An 18509-nucleotide genomic window follows, 5' to 3' on the forward strand; every position below is an offset into this window, starting at 1 on the left:
AAATAAGATTAAAAGTTAAAAGTTAAATTAAACCTGTAAAACCCCCATGTTAAATTGCTTCTCAATAGGTGCGTGGTTTGCAGCTTCAATACCCATGCTAATCCATGTTCTAGTATCTAAAGGATCAATTACAGCATCAGTCCAAATACGTGCAGCTGCATAGTACGGAGAGACTTGCTCATCGTAACGTGCTTTTATTTTATTAAATAGTTCGTCTTCTTTTTCTTTAGTAATTGTTTCACCTTTCTTTTTAAGTGATGCTGTTTCAATCTGTAATAATACTTTAGCAGCGCTATTACCACTCATTACAGCAAGCTCTGCACTTGGCCAAGCAGCAATTAATCTAGGATCATACGCTTTTCCGCACATTGCATAATTACCAGCTCCATAACTATTACCTAAAATAATAGTAAACTTTGGCACCACGCTATTACTAACAGCGTTTACCATTTTGGCACCATCTTTTATAATTCCAGAATGTTCGCTTTTACTACCAACCATAAATCCAGTAACATCTTGTAAAAAGACTAAAGGGATTTTTTTCTGATTACAATTAGCAATAAAACGGGTAGATTTATCGGCACTATCATTATAGATAACACCACCAAATTGCATTTCTCCTTTTGCATTTTTAACTAAGGTACGTTGGTTTGCTATGATGCCGACAGCCCAACCATCTATCCTAGCGTAAGCAGTTATTATAGATTTACCATAATCAGCTTTGTATTCATCAAACTCAGAGTCGTCAACAAGTCGCTTAATAATCTCTTTCATATCATACTGATCCGCTCTAGATTTAGGCAAAATACCATAAATGTCTTGTGGATCTTCTTTTGGTTTTTTCGACTCATTTCGGCTAAAGCCAGCTTTGTCATAATCACCAATTTTATCAATAATACGTTTAATTTTTTCTAAAGCATCTTTATCATCTGTAGCTTTATAATCTGTTACACCACTAATTTCACAATGTGTTGTTGCTCCACCTAATGTTTCGTTGTCTATAGATTCTCCAATAGCAGCTTTAACTAAATAGCTACCTGCCAGAAAAATACTTGCAGTTTTATCTACAATAATAGCTTCGTCACTCATAATAGGTAAGTAAGCACCACCAGCAACACAACTACCCATGATAGCTGAAATTTGTGTAATTCCCATACTACTCATAATTGCATTGTTTCTAAAAATACGACCAAAGTGTTCTTTATCAGGAAATATTTCGTCCTGCATAGGTAAGTATACACCAGCAGAATCCACTAAATAAATAATAGGTAATTTATTTTCGATTGCAATCTCTTGAGCACGTAAGTTTTTCTTTCCTGTAATAGGAAACCAAGCGCCTGCTTTAACAGTTGCATCATTGGCAACAACTATACATTGTTTACCCTTTATGTAGCCCATTTTTACAACCACACCTCCAGAAGGGCAACCGCCATGTTCTTGGTACATGTTTTCTCCAGCAAAAGCGCCGATCTCTATACTTTTCTTTTTACTATCTAATAGATAATTTACACGTTCTCGGGCAGTCATTTTCCCTTTTGCATGTAATTTTTCTATGCGTTTTTCTCCGCCACCTAGTTTAACTTTAACTAATTTAGACTTAAGGTCAGAAAGTAATAGCTTATTGTGATCTTCGTTTTTATTGAAGTTTATGTCCATTGCAATTGTTTTATTTGAGGTAAAAATACAAAAGATAATAGTGTAATGAAACTACTATTTTCTAATTATAACAAGTATTATGCTGTAATCCATAATTTACAGCTTATAATTAGCATTTTTTTTGTTTCATCTGTAATACAATACAAGGAATTAGTTTCCATGTAATGTATATTAATTTATTTTGTATATTTGTAATCTATAAAATTAGATACATGAAAAAATTAATAGCATTTGGAGCAAGTAACAGCTCAACATCAATAAATAAACAATTAGCAACTTACGCAGCGTCTTTAGTACCAAATACAACAGTAATGGTTTTAGATCTTAACGACTTTGAAGTACCTGTTTATGGAGTAGACTTAGAGCAAGCTTCTGGTTTTCCTGAAAAGGCACAATTATTTTTTGATAAGCTTAAAGCAACTGACGGAATTATTATATCCTTAGCAGAGCATAATGGAGCGTATACCGCAGCTTTTAAAAACTTATTAGATTGGATGTCTAGGATAGACGTAAAAGTGTTTCAGGATAAACCAATGTTGTTAATGAGTACGTCTCCGGGTGCAAGAGCAGGACAGTCAGTGTTTGACATGGCAAAAGATAGATTTCCAAGACATAATGCTAACATTGTTGCCACTTATAATTTCCCATCGTTTAATGATAATTTTAAAGATGGAAGTATTATTGATACAGATCTTAATAAAGTATTAGTGCATGAAATTGCTAAATTTTCTGACAGTTTATAACAGCTAATAACACCAATGATCATGGCTAATTTCGCAGAAGAGATAAATTCAAAATTTGATAATAACAGGATAAAGGCAATGCTTAATATTCTGTATACAGCAAATTACATTACAAGTCATCAAAACGATTTTTTTAAACCTTTTGGGGTGTCGCCACAACAGTATAATATTTTAAGAATATTGCGTGGCGCAAAACAACCTATAAAAGTGCAAACCATAAAAGAAAGAATGGTAGAGCGCGCACCAAATCTAACACGTTTGACGGATAAGTTGTGTGATAAAAAACTAATTAAACGGATTCCTTTTCCTGGAGATCGCAGAGTTGTTTTAATTGAAATAACAAAAGATGGATTAGATCTTTTAAACGAAATTATGCCTAATAATCCATTGCATCATTTATTGGATTCGTTATCTAACGAGGAAGCGGGTCAGCTAAGTGATTTATTAGATAAATTGCGTGACAATAACGACGCATAGATTACGGTATACGGTATTGATTACTAAAATAAATATTAAAACAAAATGAAAACAGTTATACACCAAGCTTCAGATCGTGGTTTTGCAAATCATGGTTGGTTACAAGCAAATCATAGTTTTAGTTTTGCTCAGTTTTATGACCCAAATAAAATGCAATTTGGAGCGTTACGTGTATTAAACGACGATGTCATAGCACCTAGTATGGGGTTTAGTACACATCCTCATGATAATATGGAGATTATTACTATCCCATTAAAAGGTACACTTAAGCACAAAGACTCTATGGGTAATGCATGGCAAACCATAGAAGCAGGAGAAGTACAAGTCATGAGTGCAGGGACAGGCTTGTTACATTCTGAGATGAATGCTAAAACGGATGAGTATTTAAGCTTGTTTCAAATTTGGGTGATACCCAATAAGCAAAATGTAGCGCCACGTTACGATCAACGCTTTTTTAACGCAGAAGATAGGCAAGGTAAGTTACAAACCTTAGTAACATCTATAGATAGTGAAGAGGATGGTTTAAAAATTCATCAAGACGCTAAGTTGTCCAGAATAGATTTAAAAGCCAATCAAAGCTTTAAGTATCATGCAAAAAGTGATAACCACGGAACCTACGTTATGGTTATGTCTGGAGGTGTAACTATAGATGATAATGTATTACAAACTAGAGATGCTATAGGAGTTACTGAAACAGATAATTTTGAAATAAAAACGAATACAAATACGCAATTACTTTTTATAGAAGTACCAATGTCATAGCTTCAAATTAAGCGATATCAAAAAAGCATCCTAAATAGGGTGCTTTTTTTGTTGAAATAAACGATATTTGTAATTCACATTTTACTAAAAATAGATTATGGCAATGAATAAAAATACTGTGTTAGCTTGGGCTACCACAATAATGATAATAGTAGGATTAGCATTAATCGCATTAGGAGCCTTTAGATACGATGATGTAGCAGGTTGGGGTTTTGCAGCTGTTGGTGTCGGTTTTTTTGCTGTGGCTTGGGTGTTTAACGCACTTAAGGGAAGAGTATAATCAAATTAATAATTAAAACATTACAATAAATGTCTGACGATAAAAAAGTAATTTTCTCAATGTCTGGTTTGACCAAGACATTTCAAAGTGCACAAACACCTGTACTTAAAAACATATATTTAAGTTTCTTTTATGGAGCAAAAATTGGAATCTTAGGTCTTAACGGTTCTGGTAAATCTACTTTACTTAAAATTATTGCTGGAGTTGATAAAAACTATCAAGGAGACGTAGTCTTTTCTCCAGGATATTCTGTTGGTTACTTAGAACAAGAACCAGAATTGGATAATGACAAAACAGTAATGGAAATTGTACGTGAAGGTGCAGCAGAAACCGTTGCTATTTTAGATGAATACAATAAAATTAACGATCAGTTTGGTTTAGAGGAAGTATACTCTGATGCAGACAAGATGGAAAAACTAATGAATCGTCAAGCCGAGCTTCAAGATCAAATTGATGCTTCTAATGCTTGGGAGTTAGATACCAAATTAGAAATTGCTATGGATGCGTTACGTACTCCGGATGGTGATAAAAAGATAGGTGTATTATCTGGAGGTGAAAGACGTCGTGTTGCTTTATGTCGTTTATTACTTCAAGAGCCAGATGTATTATTACTTGATGAGCCAACCAACCACTTGGATGCAGAATCTGTACATTGGTTAGAGCATCACTTAGCACAATACAAAGGAACAGTAATTGCTGTAACACACGATAGATACTTTTTAGATAACGTAGCAGGATGGATTTTAGAACTAGATAGAGGAGAAGGTATCCCATGGAAAGGGAACTACTCATCTTGGTTAGATCAAAAATCTAAGCGTATGGCTCAAGAAAGCAAAACAGCGTCTAAGCGTCAAAAGACATTAGAACGTGAGTTGGAGTGGGTTAAGCAAGGAGCTAAAGGACGTCAAACAAAGCAAAAAGCACGTTTGAAAAACTATGACAAGTTAATGAGTCAAGACCAGAAACAACTGGACGAAAAACTTGAGATTTACATTCCTAATGGACCACGTTTAGGAACCAATGTTATTGAAGCAGTTGGTGTAAGCAAAGCTTTTGATGATAAATTATTATACGAAGATCTAAACTTTAGTTTACCTCAAGCAGGTATAGTTGGTATTATTGGTCCTAACGGAGCGGGTAAGACTACTATTTTTAGAATGATTATGGGAGAAGAAACTCCTGATAAAGGTGAGTTTAAAACAGGAGAAACTGCAAAGGTCTCTTATGTTGATCAAGCACACTCAAATATAGATCCTGAAAAAACAATTTGGCAAAACTTTAGTGATGAGCAAGAGTTGGTTATGATGGGTGGAAAAGAAGTAAACTCTAGAGCTTATTTGAGTCGTTTTAATTTCTCAGGAGGAGAGCAAAACAAAAAGGTAAAACTATTGTCTGGTGGAGAGCGTAACCGTTTACACTTAGCAATGACACTTAAGGAAGAAGGTAACGTATTACTTTTAGATGAGCCTACCAATGATTTAGATGTAAATACATTACGTGCATTGGAAGAAGGTTTAGAAAGCTTTGCAGGATGTGCAGTAGTGATTTCTCACGACAGATGGTTTTTAGATAGAGTGTGTACTCATATCTTAGCATTTGAAGGAGATTCTCAAGTGTATTTCTTTGAAGGTGGATTTAGTGAGTATGAAGAAAATAAGAAGAGTCGTTTAGGTGGAGATTTAATGCCAAAACGTATTAAGTATAAAAAATTAGTAAGATAAGTTTATTGATTTTTAAGCATAAAAAAAGCAGACTAATTAGTCTGCTTTTTTTTATGTCTTATTTTTATTGATATAAATGACCGTCCGTAAAATCGTTGTAATCATTACTGTTATTTTGTTTATTCAGTAACGCTTCTATTTTTTTGTTTTCTTCATCAAGCGCAATTTGGTTTTTCCTCATTTTTATTTTTTGTGAACCTAATAATGCGCAAAAAATAACAAATACAAAACCAAATAGCAGAGTAATAAATAACGTGCTCATATTTTAATTATAAATTTTTAAGTCTTTTAATCTCTTCCTTAAGTTGGTTTACTCTATAAAGGTTTAGCGTAAGTAAAGATATCATTGTAATTAATGCAATAGACAAAATTGTAATTATTTTTTCATTAGGTAGTGTTGCCGATGCTTCTTCTATACTTTGTAAAATAAATAATACTTTAGGTGTCATAAATTGTTAATTTGGGGATTTATCAATCCCAAATATAATAATTAATTTTTAGGATACCAATCTAGCTGTATAACCTCAATTTCAGAATTACCAGCGTTAACTAAAGTTTTAAATTTAGCAACATCACTTAAACCCTCTGTTCCTCTGTAATGATAAGGATAAACTTGTTTAGGTTTAAAATCTAATACTGCACTAGCTGCACTTTCTACTGTCATGGTGTAAGGTAAATTCATGCAAACAAAAGCTTTGTCTATGCTTGTAAGCTGTCTCATTTCAGGGATGTCTTCTGTATCTCCAGAGATGTAAATACGTTCTTCACCAATAGTTAGTACATATCCATTTCCAAGTCCTTTAGCATGAAACTTTAAAGCTTCCTCACGCAAATTGTACATAGGTATTGCTTGTATAGTAACCGTATTAACCATTGCAATGTCATCATTAGCCATAACTTTAATAGTTGGCTTAAAATCTTCAGGAAACTTATCTACTACCGCTTGAGGAGCAACTAATAATGCGTTTTTTAAATCTAATGCTTTTAAAGTCTCAATATCAAAGTGATCACCATGTGTATCTGTAACTAAAACTAAAGTTGGTTGTTTTTGATCTTCAAAAGCTTCTTTTCCACCAGTTGGATCTACGTAAATAGTTTCGTTAGCATAATTTAAAACCAATGTAGCATGCGTAATTGGTATAATTTCTAAGCTGTTTTTAACAGCTGAGGTTGTTGGTTTTTCAGCTTTAGCGGTATCAGTTTTCTCTTGATTTTTACAACTAGTTAGTAATAAGGTTAATGTAAGTAAGGTAAATAATAGTCTTTTCATTTTTAGATTTTTGTTTTAAAGATACTTGTTTTTTAATTCTTGATAATAATCTGTAACATTTTAATAACAATTAATACTTATATTATGAGCAATAAATATTTTCTTAACTAATATTTTTTAACGAAATTGCTTACATAAATTTTATCCAACCTTAAAAACAAGAATATATATGTCTGATGATTTTGATTTATTAGAAACAAACTCTAATGAAAAAACCGAAAAAGTAGATGTCAATTGGGGAAAAGCAATTGATACCATGAAGTCTAAGTTAGCGCAAGAGGACGATCCAGAAAGTCGTCAAAAAATCTTAAACGCAACTTTGGATGATGTTGTTGGTATGGCGGAGAAAGATCGTACAACGCTTTTAGATGCTATTAAAGATTTAACAGACTACCAAGATGAGGTTGGTATCTTGTTTGAGCGTTTTTCATCATTAAACGCAAAAGAGCAAAAAGTTATTGACGATGCTCAAAAAGCATTAGAGCGTTCAAAAATCGAATTAGAAGACGCACAAAATAAGCCTGACACATGGTGGAATAACCTTTGGGGACGTAAAAGCAAAATCAAAGCAGCAGAAAAAGCTTTGGAAGCATCAGAAAAAGTACGTGCAGGAGCAGACAACAAAGCAAAAGCGATGTTTCAAGAGCGTATAGAGAGCGCTGACATCCAAACACTATTAAGTGAGTTGTCATACAAATCTCAAGCAGCAGTAACACGTCTTAAAAATCGTGAGGTAGAAATCAAAGAAGTAGAAGATAAGCTGCAAGTAGCTATCGTAGAAGCCTCTAAAAACCACACTAAAGCCTTAGAGAAAAAAGCAGAAACAGAAGCTAAATTAGAGACACAATATGCTGCATTAAAGCAAGCACGTCAAGCATTAGAAGAAGTTGCAGATAAACAATCACCACAGTACTCTGAGGCATTATCTCAAGTCACTAAATTAGAACAAGAGATAGAAGAGTTAGAAGGACTTAAAAACGCCTACACAACACTTGCAGCATCTAAAGACAGTTTTGTACACAAGCATAATTTAACTATTAAAGTATTAACGTCTTTGCGTAGTAACTTACAAACGCACCGTGCTAAATTAAAGTCGGATACAGAAGAGCGTTTAAAGTATTATGACGGTTATGTAGTAGCTTTAAAAGCACGTACAGATCAAGAATTTGCTGCTATTTTAGAGCATTTAGGAGTTAAAACGGACGAGCATATTGGAGAGACATTAGCATCAATGCATACAGCAAGTGCTAAAGCACGTCAAGAAATGATGGATAATATCCCAGTTCACGAAAAAGTTATGCAAGGTGTATACCGTAGTTATGCAGAGGCTTTGCATGAGATTAGAGCAAAAGATGTGGATATTCAAAAGAATTTTGCAGACCGTTACGGAATTGACATGAAAGAGATTTTTGAAGAGTATTACAACTCAGATAATACAACGCCTTCAGGAGATGATGCACCAGCAGGAGCACCAAAACCAGAAGCATCAAACGACGATTTATTGTCTTAAAATTAGTAGAGCGTTACCTACTTTAGCTTTTAAGGGCTAAAGTAGGTCAGGCTTTACGTTATATCTTTTGCAAAAAAGCAAAAGGATGCCACTTCAATCCTTAACGCGCTTACTCAGGTGTTAAAGTGCGTATAAACATGCTATCATAATTTAATAAAGTCAAAACAGTTAAGCTAATTAATCTTGATTTAGTAAACACTGTTTCTTACAACGGAATATTGAAAATTTAAAATGAGTATAAACCACATTGTAACACCATTAGATTCGGCTATTTTAAATAGCAAAGATCAATATGTGTTTTATCATAAAAAGGTAGATTTTGCCTTAAAAGAGCTAATAGTTGGCGTCCAACAAAACGGCTTATGTACACCACAAGAAGTTATATTCTTTAAACAATACTGCGACCTGTTATTGTACTCCATAGAGGCCATGCGTGTCAAATACATGTATGACGAAGAAGATAACATGAAGATAGATGTTACAGATTCAGGTTTCCCAAATTATTTAGAATTTAGATATCTATTTAACGACCTGTCTTTACGCGACAACTATTTAAACAAATTAAAAGACGTCTCTGTACTTCAAGACGAATTTCTAGATCAATTATTACGTAAAAAACAACCCGTCAGACGTGATAAATTATTTCAAGCAGCCTCAATTGTCTATTACACTTCAGTAGAGCAACAATACATATTCAATCGTTTTGTTCAAGGTAAAATTATAAAAGCACCGGAAGGTAGCGAAGCAGACTATATGACTAGTTGGAGTTTTTACGATGTGTCTTTAAACAGACCTTTTGTATGCTTTATGTACTTTGACTATGATGGTAAAGATCCATTTACAAATAAAGAAGAAATTTACGAGGCATTAAAAGCAGTAGCTGATCGTAAAATGAATATGGATACCATGGCTTATGGTATTGATAGACGTTTAAAAAACGTATATCCAAAACATATAAAACGTCTAGATATAGGTGCGTTTCATAACGTGTTTGCAAAGGATGATAACGACTTAACGCATACTATTTTAGAAGCAATAGGTAAAAAGGAAATCCCTTTAGAAGCCTATGCATTATCTTTTAAAATTCACGAAGTATTTACTGGAGGAGAATTTAAAGAAGGAGGGTACTTTAGCAAACAAACACTTCAAAATTGGAGCACTCCAATCAAGGAAGGTTATGTGTTTGCACCACACCGTATTATTCAATTACTATACAACAAAAATCCAGAGATTATGAATAAGTTGGCAAAGCCACCATTTCAAGTAGCGGATTTAATAATAGAAAAATAAAATCAATAACAGTGGTCGTAATTAGCTTTATAAAATATTGATAAATACGTATTACACACTGAAGACTAATAAACCATGGAACACAACTCAACTTTCCCTATAAAAAAATCAGAATTAGACGTTTTACGTGACGAAGCTTCATCATACTTAAAAAGTATAAGTTGGGAGCAAGGGTCGCGTGCAAAAAATAAAGACAAAGATGCTAAAGACGAGTCGATCCTACTGTATTTATCAAAAGCAAATAATGGATCGTCAGCGTCAATTACATCGGTTTCAAAAACAATACTGGCATTAAAAAAACGATTATTGCCAGACTCGGTAGCTATACCAATTCTTTTAAATCAAACATTATACGCAGTACAAGAAGGATTAACCTTAGGTATTTGGATAAAAGATAGTTATTATGATGCGTCGGGATTATCTGGTCTTAACGAGCGTAAATCGGCATTAGATAATGATGGTAAACGTGAGTTTGAAAGTAAAATGCAAACCGCAACTGCTTTTATGTTATTTGCTTCGGCTTATAAAATATTACACTTATTAAAGCCGCATGCTTCGGACGATTTAAGTGTTATGAAACAAAAGTTTGCTGGTATTCCAGAATTGTCTTTAATGTCTCCTTTAAAAGGGGTGTCTTGCGCCTTATTTTATTTTGATAAATATTTAGCACATCCGGATATTGTTAAATCGGATAAAGATGTTGCAGATTTTACAGTAGTCTATTTTGAGGCGTTGTTAGCAGAGATTAGTTTAAGAAGAAGTAGTTTAGAGTATACAGAGACTATTGTTGACAGAACTTATAAATTAGAAAATAGTGATTTTGCCATTTCAGGATGGGAAAATACATTTCAGGGCACAGCAAAAAGTGTTGAGTTTAACAAAATACAATTCGAACAAATCGTTGGTAATAGAGATGCAAAACACTTTGCACGTCGTTTAACAGAGCGTATGTTGAGTTACGATTTTGAAGCAAAGAAAAACCCGTTCCAAGAACTAGGTGGTTTTATGCCAGTTTTTATGGGGTACGGTATTCCTGGAACAGGAAAAAGTATGCTAATTGCAGCTATTGCTACAAGATTAAAAGAGCATTGTGACCATTTAGACATTCCATTTTTATTCCATCCAATGCCGGATACTTTAATTAGTACATTTCAAGGTGGATCGGCAGAAAAGATGGTAGATTGGATGAAACCAATGCAGGATCCAACTAAACTTATTTTTGCACCAATTGATGATGCAGAAAACAATTTGCAAGAACGTACAGCGCAAGGTGTATCTGCCGGTGTAAAAGAAGTTATTGGTGTCTTTTTAAGATACACGGAAGGGGCGTATGCTGTTAATTACGGAAATAGCTCTGTAGGGTTATTTACCAACCTTCCAGAAATGTTAGATAAAGCAGTTATTTCTCGTGTTCAAGGACGATTTAAAATTGATGGTGCACGTAATGAGCATGATTTTATTGATCAAGATCATATCTGGTGGAGAAAACTAGATAGTACAATGCCTGATTTTGTAAACATGAGTAATCCTTCAGATTACAACTATTTAGATGCGCAACATGTTGCTAAAAACTTGGGAGATATTTTAGAAAAAGTAGACAACCCAACTGAGCAACGCGTTTTAGAAACATTTGAAAAAGTAGAGGCAAAATATAAAGATACAGAGCATATGTTTTATGCTAATTTATATACCGAAATTCAGAAAATATTTCCATTTTTCTCATCTCGTGATGTACGTAATATTCAAAAATCAGTATCGCTACGTTTAACGGATTTTGATTTAGAACCAGATTGGTTTGAGAATCCTGAAACGTATTTCAAAAAAGATTACGATACTAAATTTGGAATGTTACAAGAACTAATGCGTGCCAACATGAAAGGATTAGACTTTTCGGATATTAGAAGACAAGAGGTTGTGCGTTATTTAGATAACGTTGCAACTATTGCAGATACAGACTTTAAACGTAAAGTGGATGCTAGAGTAAATCAATTAAATATTGAAACTAAAGCTAGAGAACAATACGGTGTTAGTAAATAACAATTTGTCATTCTGAGCTGCGACGCAGGATCCATAAAAAGTAAAACAAGCAAGACTCAAAATAATTAGACTTTCGAATAATGCAATAGTTTTAAACATAAACAAAATAATAATAGTTTGTCATTCTGCGCTACGACGCAGGATCTATAAAAAGTAAAATAAGTAAGATTCAAAGTAATTAGAGTGTAGAATACTGTATTAGTTTTAAACTTAAACGAAGTAATAATAGTTTGTCATTCTGCGCTTTGACGCAGGATCTATAAAAAAATGAAAGTAAATAACCGTCAATACTATGTTTATATCCTTTCTAGTAAAAAAAATGGCACATTATATATAGGAGTAACAAACAATTTAGAACGAAGACTAATCGAACACAAACAAAAGTTAGCTTCTGTATTTACTTCAAAGTATGATGTAAATAGACTAATGTATTTTGAAATAATAGCAGACATTAATGAAGCCATCAAACGTGAAAAACAGCTTAAAAACTGGAACAGGCAATGGAAAATTGAGCTTATTGAAAAAGAAAATCCAAATTGGAAAGATTTGTCAATAAATTGGAATTAAAAATAGATTCTGCGTCGTAGCGCAGAATGACATGTAAAAAAAAGTAACATCATTTGTCATTCTGCGCTGCGACGCAGAATCCACAAAGAGTAAACAAGATATAATTCAAATTAAACAGAATTTAGAATAAAGCATAATTTTAAAATCCAAATAGGAAAGATTTGTCAATAAATTGGAATTAAAAATAGATTCTGCGTCGTAGCGCAGAATGACATGTAAAAAAAAGTAACATCATTTGTCATTCTGCGCTGCGACGCAGAATCCACAAAGAGTAAACAAGATATAATTCAAATTAAACAGAATTTAGAATAAAGCATAATTTTAAAATTCTAATTGGAAAGATTTGTCAATAAATTGGAATTAAAAATAGATTCTGCGTCGTAGCGCAGAATGACATGTAAAAAAAAAGTAACACCATTTGTCATTCTGCGCTACGACGCAGAATCCACAAAGAGTAAAAAAGATATAATTCAAATTAAACAGAATTTAGAATAAAGCATAATTTTGAAATCCAAATAGGAAAGATTTATCAATAAATTGGAATTAAAAATAGATTCTGCGTCGTAGCGCAAAATGACATAAAAATTTAAACAAAACACAAGCTGAATAACAAATGAGTACTGATAGAATCAAAAATTTAAAAACCGAATTATTATCTGATAATTGGTACACTCTAAACAAGTTAACATTTGATTATTTACAAAGTAATGGCGAGTGGCGATCAGTTGCTAGAGAATGTTACGATAGAGGTGATGGAGCAGTCATTCTGTTGTACAATAAAGTAAAACAAACGGTTGTATTAACCAAACAACTTCGCATACCAACATATGTAAACGGTAATAAAGATGGCTTTTTGATTGAAGCCTGTGCGGGTATGTTAGACAATGATAAACCTGAAGATTGTATCAAAAAGGAAGTTGAAGAAGAAACAGGATATCGCATTACAAACGTAGAAAAGGTAATGGAAGCCTATTCATCTCCAGGATCTGTTACAGAAATTTTACATTATTTTATTGGCGAATATTCAGACCAAATGAAAGTCAATGAGGGCGGAGGAGCTACTAATGAGACAGAAGACATCGAAGTATTAGAACTAGCGTTTAATACAGCTGTAAATTGCATTAAAACTGGCGAGATTAAGGATATAAAGACTATTTGTTTGTTGCAGTATGCTCAAATTAATAATATAATGCAGTAATTAATATGGAAGATAGCAAACACGGTAGTAAATTATCTAATCTTGGTATTCAAGATTTTTTATCCATTGGATACTTATTTTTATTAGTGCTAGGTGTTGTGCATGAAACCATTTACTATAAATTTATTGGGATTAATATATTAGATTATTCATCTGTTTTAGATGTTTTGATTAGTCCAATAGCTGTTATTACAGGTAATTTAATTCTAGGTTTAGCAGTCTTATTTAGTATAGTTATGGCTTATGTAGTGGTTAAAATAACGCCTAAGTATTACAAATGGTTAAGTAAAAAGAAAAAGTACCAATCAGGAAAAAATAAAATAAAATTAGAAAAGGCACAAGTTAAAATTAATGCTAAAGACGCGGTAATAACAATGATTGCCTTTTATGTATTCAGTATTTTTATAGGCTTGGGTATTGGAAGTGGTTATAAAACTAAGAAAAGAATAATTAGTAATGACTATAAAATAACACATCAATTAACATTTGAGGATGGTTTTACACAAGACATAAAAATGTTAGGTAAAAATAGTTTGTATGTGTTTTATGTTTTAAAAGATGATCCTGAAGTAATAATTGCGCCTATTGATGGAAATATTAAAATGATTAAAAATTTAGAAAAATTGTAGTTTGAAAAAGGCTTGGTACATATACAAAAGGTATTTTTTACCACCTCAAATATTGCTATTTGTAATACTTGGTATTGCATTGGTTAAATTGGATAAAAGTGAAACCCAATACCCTTTAATATTTATTATTTTAAGTTTATTTATTATGCTCTCATTTCTGAGTGCAATGCGCTATTATAATTATGAGGTTTTAAGACCAAAAAAAATAATTGAGGAATTAAACTCTGAGTTATTTAACGAATTTAAAAGAAATGGGTTTAAATTAAAAGGTAGGGATTGGGTAGGTCAAATTAGAGACTACACGGTACTTGCAGGAATAGAATGGGAGAATCATCAAGAAACTCCTGATTATAGATTTAGAGTTTTGTTTGATCCGTTGTCATTAGGGCGGAATTTGAGTCTTGAAGAGTATGTAAATTATAATGATTTGGAAAAAAATAACTTCTATGTAAATTTAAGTCATTTAGAAAAATCGCATAATTTAAAAGCCTATTCAAGTCTCAATTATAATAGACCGTTAATTGTAATAAATAGTATGGTTGATTATTTAATTATTAAGAATTTAATCCCAATAACGCCTAAAGAGTGGGGAAAGCATGTTTTTAATATTGAGAGGATGGAAAAAAAATATTTGAGTAAAATTTAATGTAATGCAAAAACTAAAACAAGCAAATCTATACAGAAGCGAGCTAATTCCGATAAGTGGTAAATTAGTGGAGCGTTACAACCAATGCCTTCAAAAATTAGGGTTTACGCCGACTAAACTGACTAGTTTTTCAATTGATGGTATTGGATATAGTCCAGAAATAGCAGAAGAAAAAGGAACAACCATGTATCTTAATAATGGTGAAGCCAATCCGCATGCTATTATTATTTCGCCTTTACAAAAAGGAAAACCAGTGTATTCTGAGTTTCATAGTTTTGATAGAGAAATGATGAAACAGGTGTTTCAAGTACATGGTCAAAAAATTAATGATATTACAAGAGATTCAGCAATATGCATTGATTTTGATCAAGATATAGATGCTTTTTATGAGCCTTTAGATGTTCTTAAATACAATAAGGTTTACATTAAATTTCATCTAGTAAATAATTTAGATAAACTACAAAAAGAACAACAACAATTAATAGATACTTTTAGACAAGGTAATAATTTTATTGACGAGGATTTGCATGCGCAACTATTAGCGTCTGCTAAAGCTAATGGCGATTTACGTGGGCGAGATTTAAGCTTACATAGCTTGCAATATCAAACAGATTCGTTTTACACTAAATCCTTCGGGGGTGTTTATGTATTACGTGATTTTATATCACCAATCGTTGTCTTTGAAGATGAAAAAGGGTATAAAGAAGCGATTAAGGATACTGTGCATGATGTTACAATTTATCATATTGAGCAACCAGAACTAATGGATAAATTGCGTGATCATGTTATTATTGAGCATGATTTGGAGGAAGCACTAAATACGACGCGTTATCAACGCGTAAAAAAAATGGAATTTGCAATGGCTTTAAAAGACACGCAACATCCGTTACGTGACATTTTAAACGATGCTGTTTTGTTTAAAAGTTATTTAAATAAGTTAGATATTGATACTAGAAAACGTGTCATGGGTGTAGAGTTATATTTAGACAAAATTGAAGTTAGTAACCAATATAAAATTGCAGATATTGTAGATGTTAATTTGTTTAATGCGTTGCATATACCGCATTCGTCTTTAACTGCTAAGCATCAAGATTTAATCTGGAAACTACTAATAAATGTTTCGCCTAGAGATGTTTTGTTCTTATATTGGTATGATAAAGAAGAATTTTATAAGCAATACAGTACTTGGGAGGATTCTTTTAAGGATTGGGTTATTGAAACTATTAGTAACAATATTTAAAAATTATAGACTAATTTAGTACAGGCTTTGTAATAAGCCTTTTAAATAATAAAACACAAGCAAAACCATGGGTTTAGAAATTATTATATTTTTTGGAGCAATTCTTTTCGGAATTTTTATTTATTGGACAGAATCTAAAGGAAACGGAGTTTATAGATTTTTTAATAAACTATTAAATAGTAAAGAATTACAAATGAAATCAGGCAATGTAAAAGGCTTTATTTATAAGCAAGACATTCTACCTAGGGTTTTGTTTGTTGCATTTGGATTTTTAATTGTGGCTTTAATTATTCAGTTTTTAACACCTATCGTTATTTTTAGCTCTTATTATGGGATTTCAGCTTTTGCAATGGCCATTTTTGGAACATTGATTGGGACGTATGTTGCTAATTTTGTGCTTAAATCTGGAGAGGTTATAGAAGAGCAAACAGATAGTATTGAAGATGTTGTAAAAGATGGTTTTAATAAAGGTAAAGAGTTTTTAGAGGATTTAAAAAACACAGATACTAAAGTGATTAAAGAGGCTAAAACCGAAATTAAAGAAGAAGCTAAAGCACCTGAAAAAACTGCAAGAGAACGATTGAAGGATAAAGGATTAATGTAGTTTTTAGGCAAAAGGCATAAGGCAGAGAGATAAACAAGGAAACACTATTCGGTTAAAAGCGAAAGCTAAAAACCAAAATATAAGTTATATGATTAAAAGGTATTGGAATCAAGGAGGTAAGCAAAAAGCAGTTGTTATTATTTTAGGACTAATTGTTTTTGCATTATTGTTTTTTTTAAGAGATGATTATCAACCGTTACTATTATTTATACGTAAGTATATTTTTATCATTTTACTAAGTGGTATATTATTGTTTTTTGGATTGCGTAGTTTCCGTAATTCAGCAGCAACAGGAAAACGATTAGCTGTTTTAGCAGGACTATTAGTGTTTTTTGGACTGTTGTATGTGGCAGGTTGGGAATATCAATTATATGATTATATGAGAACGTATAATGTGTATAATAATCTAAATAAAATCGAAATTAACGAACTACCATTAACACAAAACGAACGTATTCAACCATTAAAAAACGTCCATTCTATGGGTAATGAAAGCGTTGGAGAGACTAAAGATGTGTCGTTGCCACACTTGGTTCGTATTGGAGATGAGAATAAATGGACGATGGCTATTCAGCCTACAGAAAAATATGTGTGGCAGGGTATAAGTGATAATACTGAAGAAGTGTTTTCTGTATCAAGTACAACACCTTTTCCTCGTTTTTCTAATGAAAACCGAATTCCGGTAACGTTTTCTATTGGAGAATCTTTAAAATTTAGTCGTAATACTTACAATGCAGTAGTACAACGTTTTAATCCTTGGATGTTATTTAATTATGAACCAAGCGATACATTTTACATGAAAAACGATTCTGGTCAATGGGTGGAAGTAGTAAGTCTTATTAAATGGAAAGGATTTTTCTTTCCTTACCCAACCTTTGGAGGGGTAATGGTTATAGGTAATGGCGCACATGATTTTAGCGATTATATTGAGCGTGTTACTATAGGTAAAGGGACGTTTATAAGCCCAGAAGAAATGAGGAATCATCCTTACTTGACACGTCAAAATACGTTGTCAGAAAAAGTATCACGCTTACAAGCGGAATCTTTAAAGTTTATTGGTGGGTTTAGTGATCCTTTACCTTGGAACATGAAAACAGCAGTTAAAATTCCGGACTTAGAAGATGATCAAAATCAACTGCCTTTTGTAACGGATTTTAATTTTGAAGATACTAAAATAGATGCCTACAGTGGATTGTATCATTGGTTTGGTTTAGAGCCTTTTGGAGACGAGCGTACTAGTTTAACATACAGTGTTTTTGTGCCAGCTGATGGTACTGACAAATTGTATTATTATGATCATGCAACAAAAAAACAAGGTTACGCAGGTATTTCTGCGATGCCTTCTAAAGTTAGAGAGTCTAGGAAAGAATACGATTGGGACGTTAATAAGGCTGTAGAGTTTAGGCCTTATATAAAAAATATTGCAGGACGTAAACGTTTATTCTTTTTAGGGACGGTCGCTTCAATTAGTAAAGACTCTGATAATTTTGACGGTTCTGCAACCCCAGATTTGGCATTAATTGATAGTGAGTATAGAGATGTTGTTTGGATAGATGTTAAACATCCAAGTACATGGGAAAAAACTATTTATGATCAACTTAATGAAGCTTGGAGAGCAAGCGAAGGTATTGATACTTATTTTGTAGATGAAGAAAAAGCCACAGAGGCTATAATGAAGGATTTAAACGATCAATACATTGCTATTGATACTACAGCAGTAAATGGCAACACTGTTGATAATAAAGAGACGCTAGAGGCTTTACAGCGCAAATACGACTCTATAGTAAACAAGCGTAAAGCTGATGATATTGCTAAATTAAAACAAAAAATAGATTCGTTAGAAAATAATAATTAATCACAAAAAAAGCACTAAATCTTA

The 18509-nt window shown here is 32.6% G+C and carries 18 protein-coding genes; 15 read left to right on the plus strand and 3 right to left on the minus strand.

Annotated elements, in window-relative coordinates:
• Positions 1-27 precede the first annotated feature (27 nt).
• Complete coding sequence (locus CXF54_RS03405; protein WP_101202449.1) at positions 28-1656, minus strand: acyl-CoA carboxylase subunit beta; 1629 nt, start codon at positions 1654-1656, stop codon at positions 28-30.
• A gap of 212 nt (positions 1657-1868) precedes the next feature.
• Here CXF54_RS03405 and CXF54_RS03410 point away from each other — a divergent pair, with 212 nt between their 5' ends.
• From CXF54_RS03410 to ettA, 5 genes are all read left to right on the plus strand, one after another.
• On the plus strand, positions 1869-2399 hold the full coding sequence (locus CXF54_RS03410) for an NADPH-dependent FMN reductase (protein ID WP_101202450.1): 531 nt from the start codon (positions 1869-1871) through the stop codon (positions 2397-2399).
• Between the two features lie 21 nt (positions 2400-2420).
• On the plus strand, positions 2421-2876 hold the full coding sequence (locus tag CXF54_RS03415; protein WP_090838473.1) for a MarR family winged helix-turn-helix transcriptional regulator: 456 nt from the start codon (positions 2421-2423) through the stop codon (positions 2874-2876).
• A gap of 45 nt (positions 2877-2921) precedes the next feature.
• Positions 2922-3638, plus strand: a complete 717-nt coding sequence (locus tag CXF54_RS03420) for a pirin family protein (RefSeq protein ID WP_101202451.1) — start codon at positions 2922-2924, stop codon at positions 3636-3638.
• 97 nt (positions 3639-3735) lie between these two features.
• A complete protein-coding gene (locus CXF54_RS03425; protein WP_028281998.1) occupies positions 3736-3918 on the plus strand; it encodes a CAL67264 family membrane protein in 183 nt (60 codons plus the stop codon).
• 29 nt (positions 3919-3947) lie between these two features.
• Positions 3948-5639 (plus strand): energy-dependent translational throttle protein EttA, encoded by a 1692-nt coding sequence (gene ettA, locus CXF54_RS03430; protein ID WP_090838469.1) that lies wholly within the window; start codon positions 3948-3950, stop codon positions 5637-5639.
• Positions 5640-5908: 269 nt separating this feature from the next.
• On the opposite strand, the gene CXF54_RS03440 is transcribed toward ettA, so the two are convergent.
• Both CXF54_RS03440 and CXF54_RS03445 read right to left on the minus strand, forming a co-directional pair.
• Positions 5909-6088, minus strand: a complete 180-nt coding sequence (locus tag CXF54_RS03440) for a hypothetical protein (RefSeq protein ID WP_101202452.1) — start codon at positions 6086-6088, stop codon at positions 5909-5911.
• Between the two features lie 41 nt (positions 6089-6129).
• Positions 6130-6909: an MBL fold metallo-hydrolase gene (locus CXF54_RS03445; RefSeq protein WP_101202453.1), complete on the minus strand. Its 780-nt coding sequence runs from the start codon at positions 6907-6909 to the stop codon at positions 6130-6132.
• Between the two features lie 169 nt (positions 6910-7078).
• Between CXF54_RS03445 and CXF54_RS03450 the strand changes: the two genes are divergently transcribed.
• From CXF54_RS03450 to CXF54_RS03495, 10 genes are all read left to right on the plus strand, one after another.
• The gene (locus CXF54_RS03450; RefSeq protein WP_090838461.1) at positions 7079-8419 is read left to right on the plus strand and encodes a microtubule-binding protein; all 1341 of its coding nucleotides are present in this window, start codon (positions 7079-7081) and stop codon (positions 8417-8419) included.
• A gap of 231 nt (positions 8420-8650) precedes the next feature.
• Positions 8651-9709 carry a hypothetical protein gene (locus CXF54_RS03455; protein ID WP_090838459.1) on the plus strand — a complete coding sequence of 353 codons (1059 nt, stop codon included), beginning with the start codon at positions 8651-8653 and terminating at the stop codon, positions 9707-9709.
• A 75-nt stretch (positions 9710-9784) separates the two neighbouring features.
• Positions 9785-11746: an AAA family ATPase gene (locus CXF54_RS03460; RefSeq protein ID WP_101202454.1), complete on the plus strand. Its 1962-nt coding sequence runs from the start codon at positions 9785-9787 to the stop codon at positions 11744-11746.
• 267 nt (positions 11747-12013) lie between these two features.
• Positions 12014-12313, plus strand: a complete 300-nt coding sequence (locus CXF54_RS03465) for a GIY-YIG nuclease family protein (RefSeq protein WP_101202455.1) — start codon at positions 12014-12016, stop codon at positions 12311-12313.
• Between the two features lie 613 nt (positions 12314-12926).
• Positions 12927-13511, plus strand: a complete 585-nt coding sequence (gene nudK, locus CXF54_RS03470; protein WP_101202456.1) for a GDP-mannose pyrophosphatase NudK — start codon at positions 12927-12929, stop codon at positions 13509-13511.
• Positions 13512-13516: 5 nt separating this feature from the next.
• Entirely contained in the window at positions 13517-14140 is a 624-nt protein-coding gene (locus tag CXF54_RS03475; protein ID WP_101202457.1) for a hypothetical protein, read from the plus strand.
• A 1-nt stretch (position 14141) separates the two neighbouring features.
• On the plus strand, positions 14142-14786 hold the full coding sequence (locus CXF54_RS03480) for a hypothetical protein (protein ID WP_101202458.1): 645 nt from the start codon (positions 14142-14144) through the stop codon (positions 14784-14786).
• 4 nt (positions 14787-14790) lie between these two features.
• Complete coding sequence (locus tag CXF54_RS03485; RefSeq protein WP_101202459.1) at positions 14791-16026, plus strand: DUF6638 family protein; 1236 nt, start codon at positions 14791-14793, stop codon at positions 16024-16026.
• Between the two features lie 67 nt (positions 16027-16093).
• Complete coding sequence (locus CXF54_RS03490; RefSeq protein ID WP_101202460.1) at positions 16094-16630, plus strand: hypothetical protein; 537 nt, start codon at positions 16094-16096, stop codon at positions 16628-16630.
• A gap of 88 nt (positions 16631-16718) precedes the next feature.
• Positions 16719-18485 (plus strand): hypothetical protein, encoded by a 1767-nt coding sequence (locus tag CXF54_RS03495; protein ID WP_101202461.1) that lies wholly within the window; start codon positions 16719-16721, stop codon positions 18483-18485.
• Positions 18486-18509: the final 24 nt, after the last annotated feature.

The organism is Olleya sp. 1-3 (assembly GCF_002836085.1).
Taxonomy (GTDB): domain Bacteria; phylum Bacteroidota; class Bacteroidia; order Flavobacteriales; family Flavobacteriaceae; genus Olleya; species Olleya namhaensis.

Bases quoted from the DNA above. Each gene is read 5' to 3' on its own strand.
- CXF54_RS03415 (WP_090838473.1), top strand. From the start codon at position 2,421: ATGGCTAATTTCGCAGAAGAGATAAATTCAAAATTTGATAATAACAGG.
- CXF54_RS03440 (WP_101202452.1), bottom strand. From the start codon at position 6,088: ATGACACCTAAAGTATTATTTATTTTACAAAGTATAGAAGAAGCATCG.
- ettA (WP_090838469.1), top strand. From the start codon at position 3,948: ATGTCTGACGATAAAAAAGTAATTTTCTCAATGTCTGGTTTGACCAAG.
- CXF54_RS03490 (WP_101202460.1), top strand. From the start codon at position 16,094: ATGGGTTTAGAAATTATTATATTTTTTGGAGCAATTCTTTTCGGAATT.
- CXF54_RS03455 (WP_090838459.1), top strand. From the start codon at position 8,651: ATGAGTATAAACCACATTGTAACACCATTAGATTCGGCTATTTTAAAT.
- CXF54_RS03495 (WP_101202461.1), top strand. From the start codon at position 16,719: ATGATTAAAAGGTATTGGAATCAAGGAGGTAAGCAAAAAGCAGTTGTT.
- CXF54_RS03420 (WP_101202451.1), top strand. From the start codon at position 2,922: ATGAAAACAGTTATACACCAAGCTTCAGATCGTGGTTTTGCAAATCAT.
- CXF54_RS03450 (WP_090838461.1), top strand. From the start codon at position 7,079: ATGTCTGATGATTTTGATTTATTAGAAACAAACTCTAATGAAAAAACC.
- CXF54_RS03445 (WP_101202453.1), bottom strand. From the start codon at position 6,909: ATGAAAAGACTATTATTTACCTTACTTACATTAACCTTATTACTAACT.
- CXF54_RS03405 (WP_101202449.1), bottom strand. From the start codon at position 1,656: ATGGACATAAACTTCAATAAAAACGAAGATCACAATAAGCTATTACTT.
- CXF54_RS03410 (WP_101202450.1), top strand. From the start codon at position 1,869: ATGAAAAAATTAATAGCATTTGGAGCAAGTAACAGCTCAACATCAATA.
- CXF54_RS03485 (WP_101202459.1), top strand. From the start codon at position 14,791: ATGCAAAAACTAAAACAAGCAAATCTATACAGAAGCGAGCTAATTCCG.
- CXF54_RS03460 (WP_101202454.1), top strand. From the start codon at position 9,785: ATGGAACACAACTCAACTTTCCCTATAAAAAAATCAGAATTAGACGTT.
- nudK (WP_101202456.1), top strand. From the start codon at position 12,927: ATGAGTACTGATAGAATCAAAAATTTAAAAACCGAATTATTATCTGAT.
- CXF54_RS03465 (WP_101202455.1), top strand. From the start codon at position 12,014: ATGAAAGTAAATAACCGTCAATACTATGTTTATATCCTTTCTAGTAAA.
- CXF54_RS03425 (WP_028281998.1), top strand. From the start codon at position 3,736: ATGGCAATGAATAAAAATACTGTGTTAGCTTGGGCTACCACAATAATG.
- CXF54_RS03475 (WP_101202457.1), top strand. From the start codon at position 13,517: ATGGAAGATAGCAAACACGGTAGTAAATTATCTAATCTTGGTATTCAA.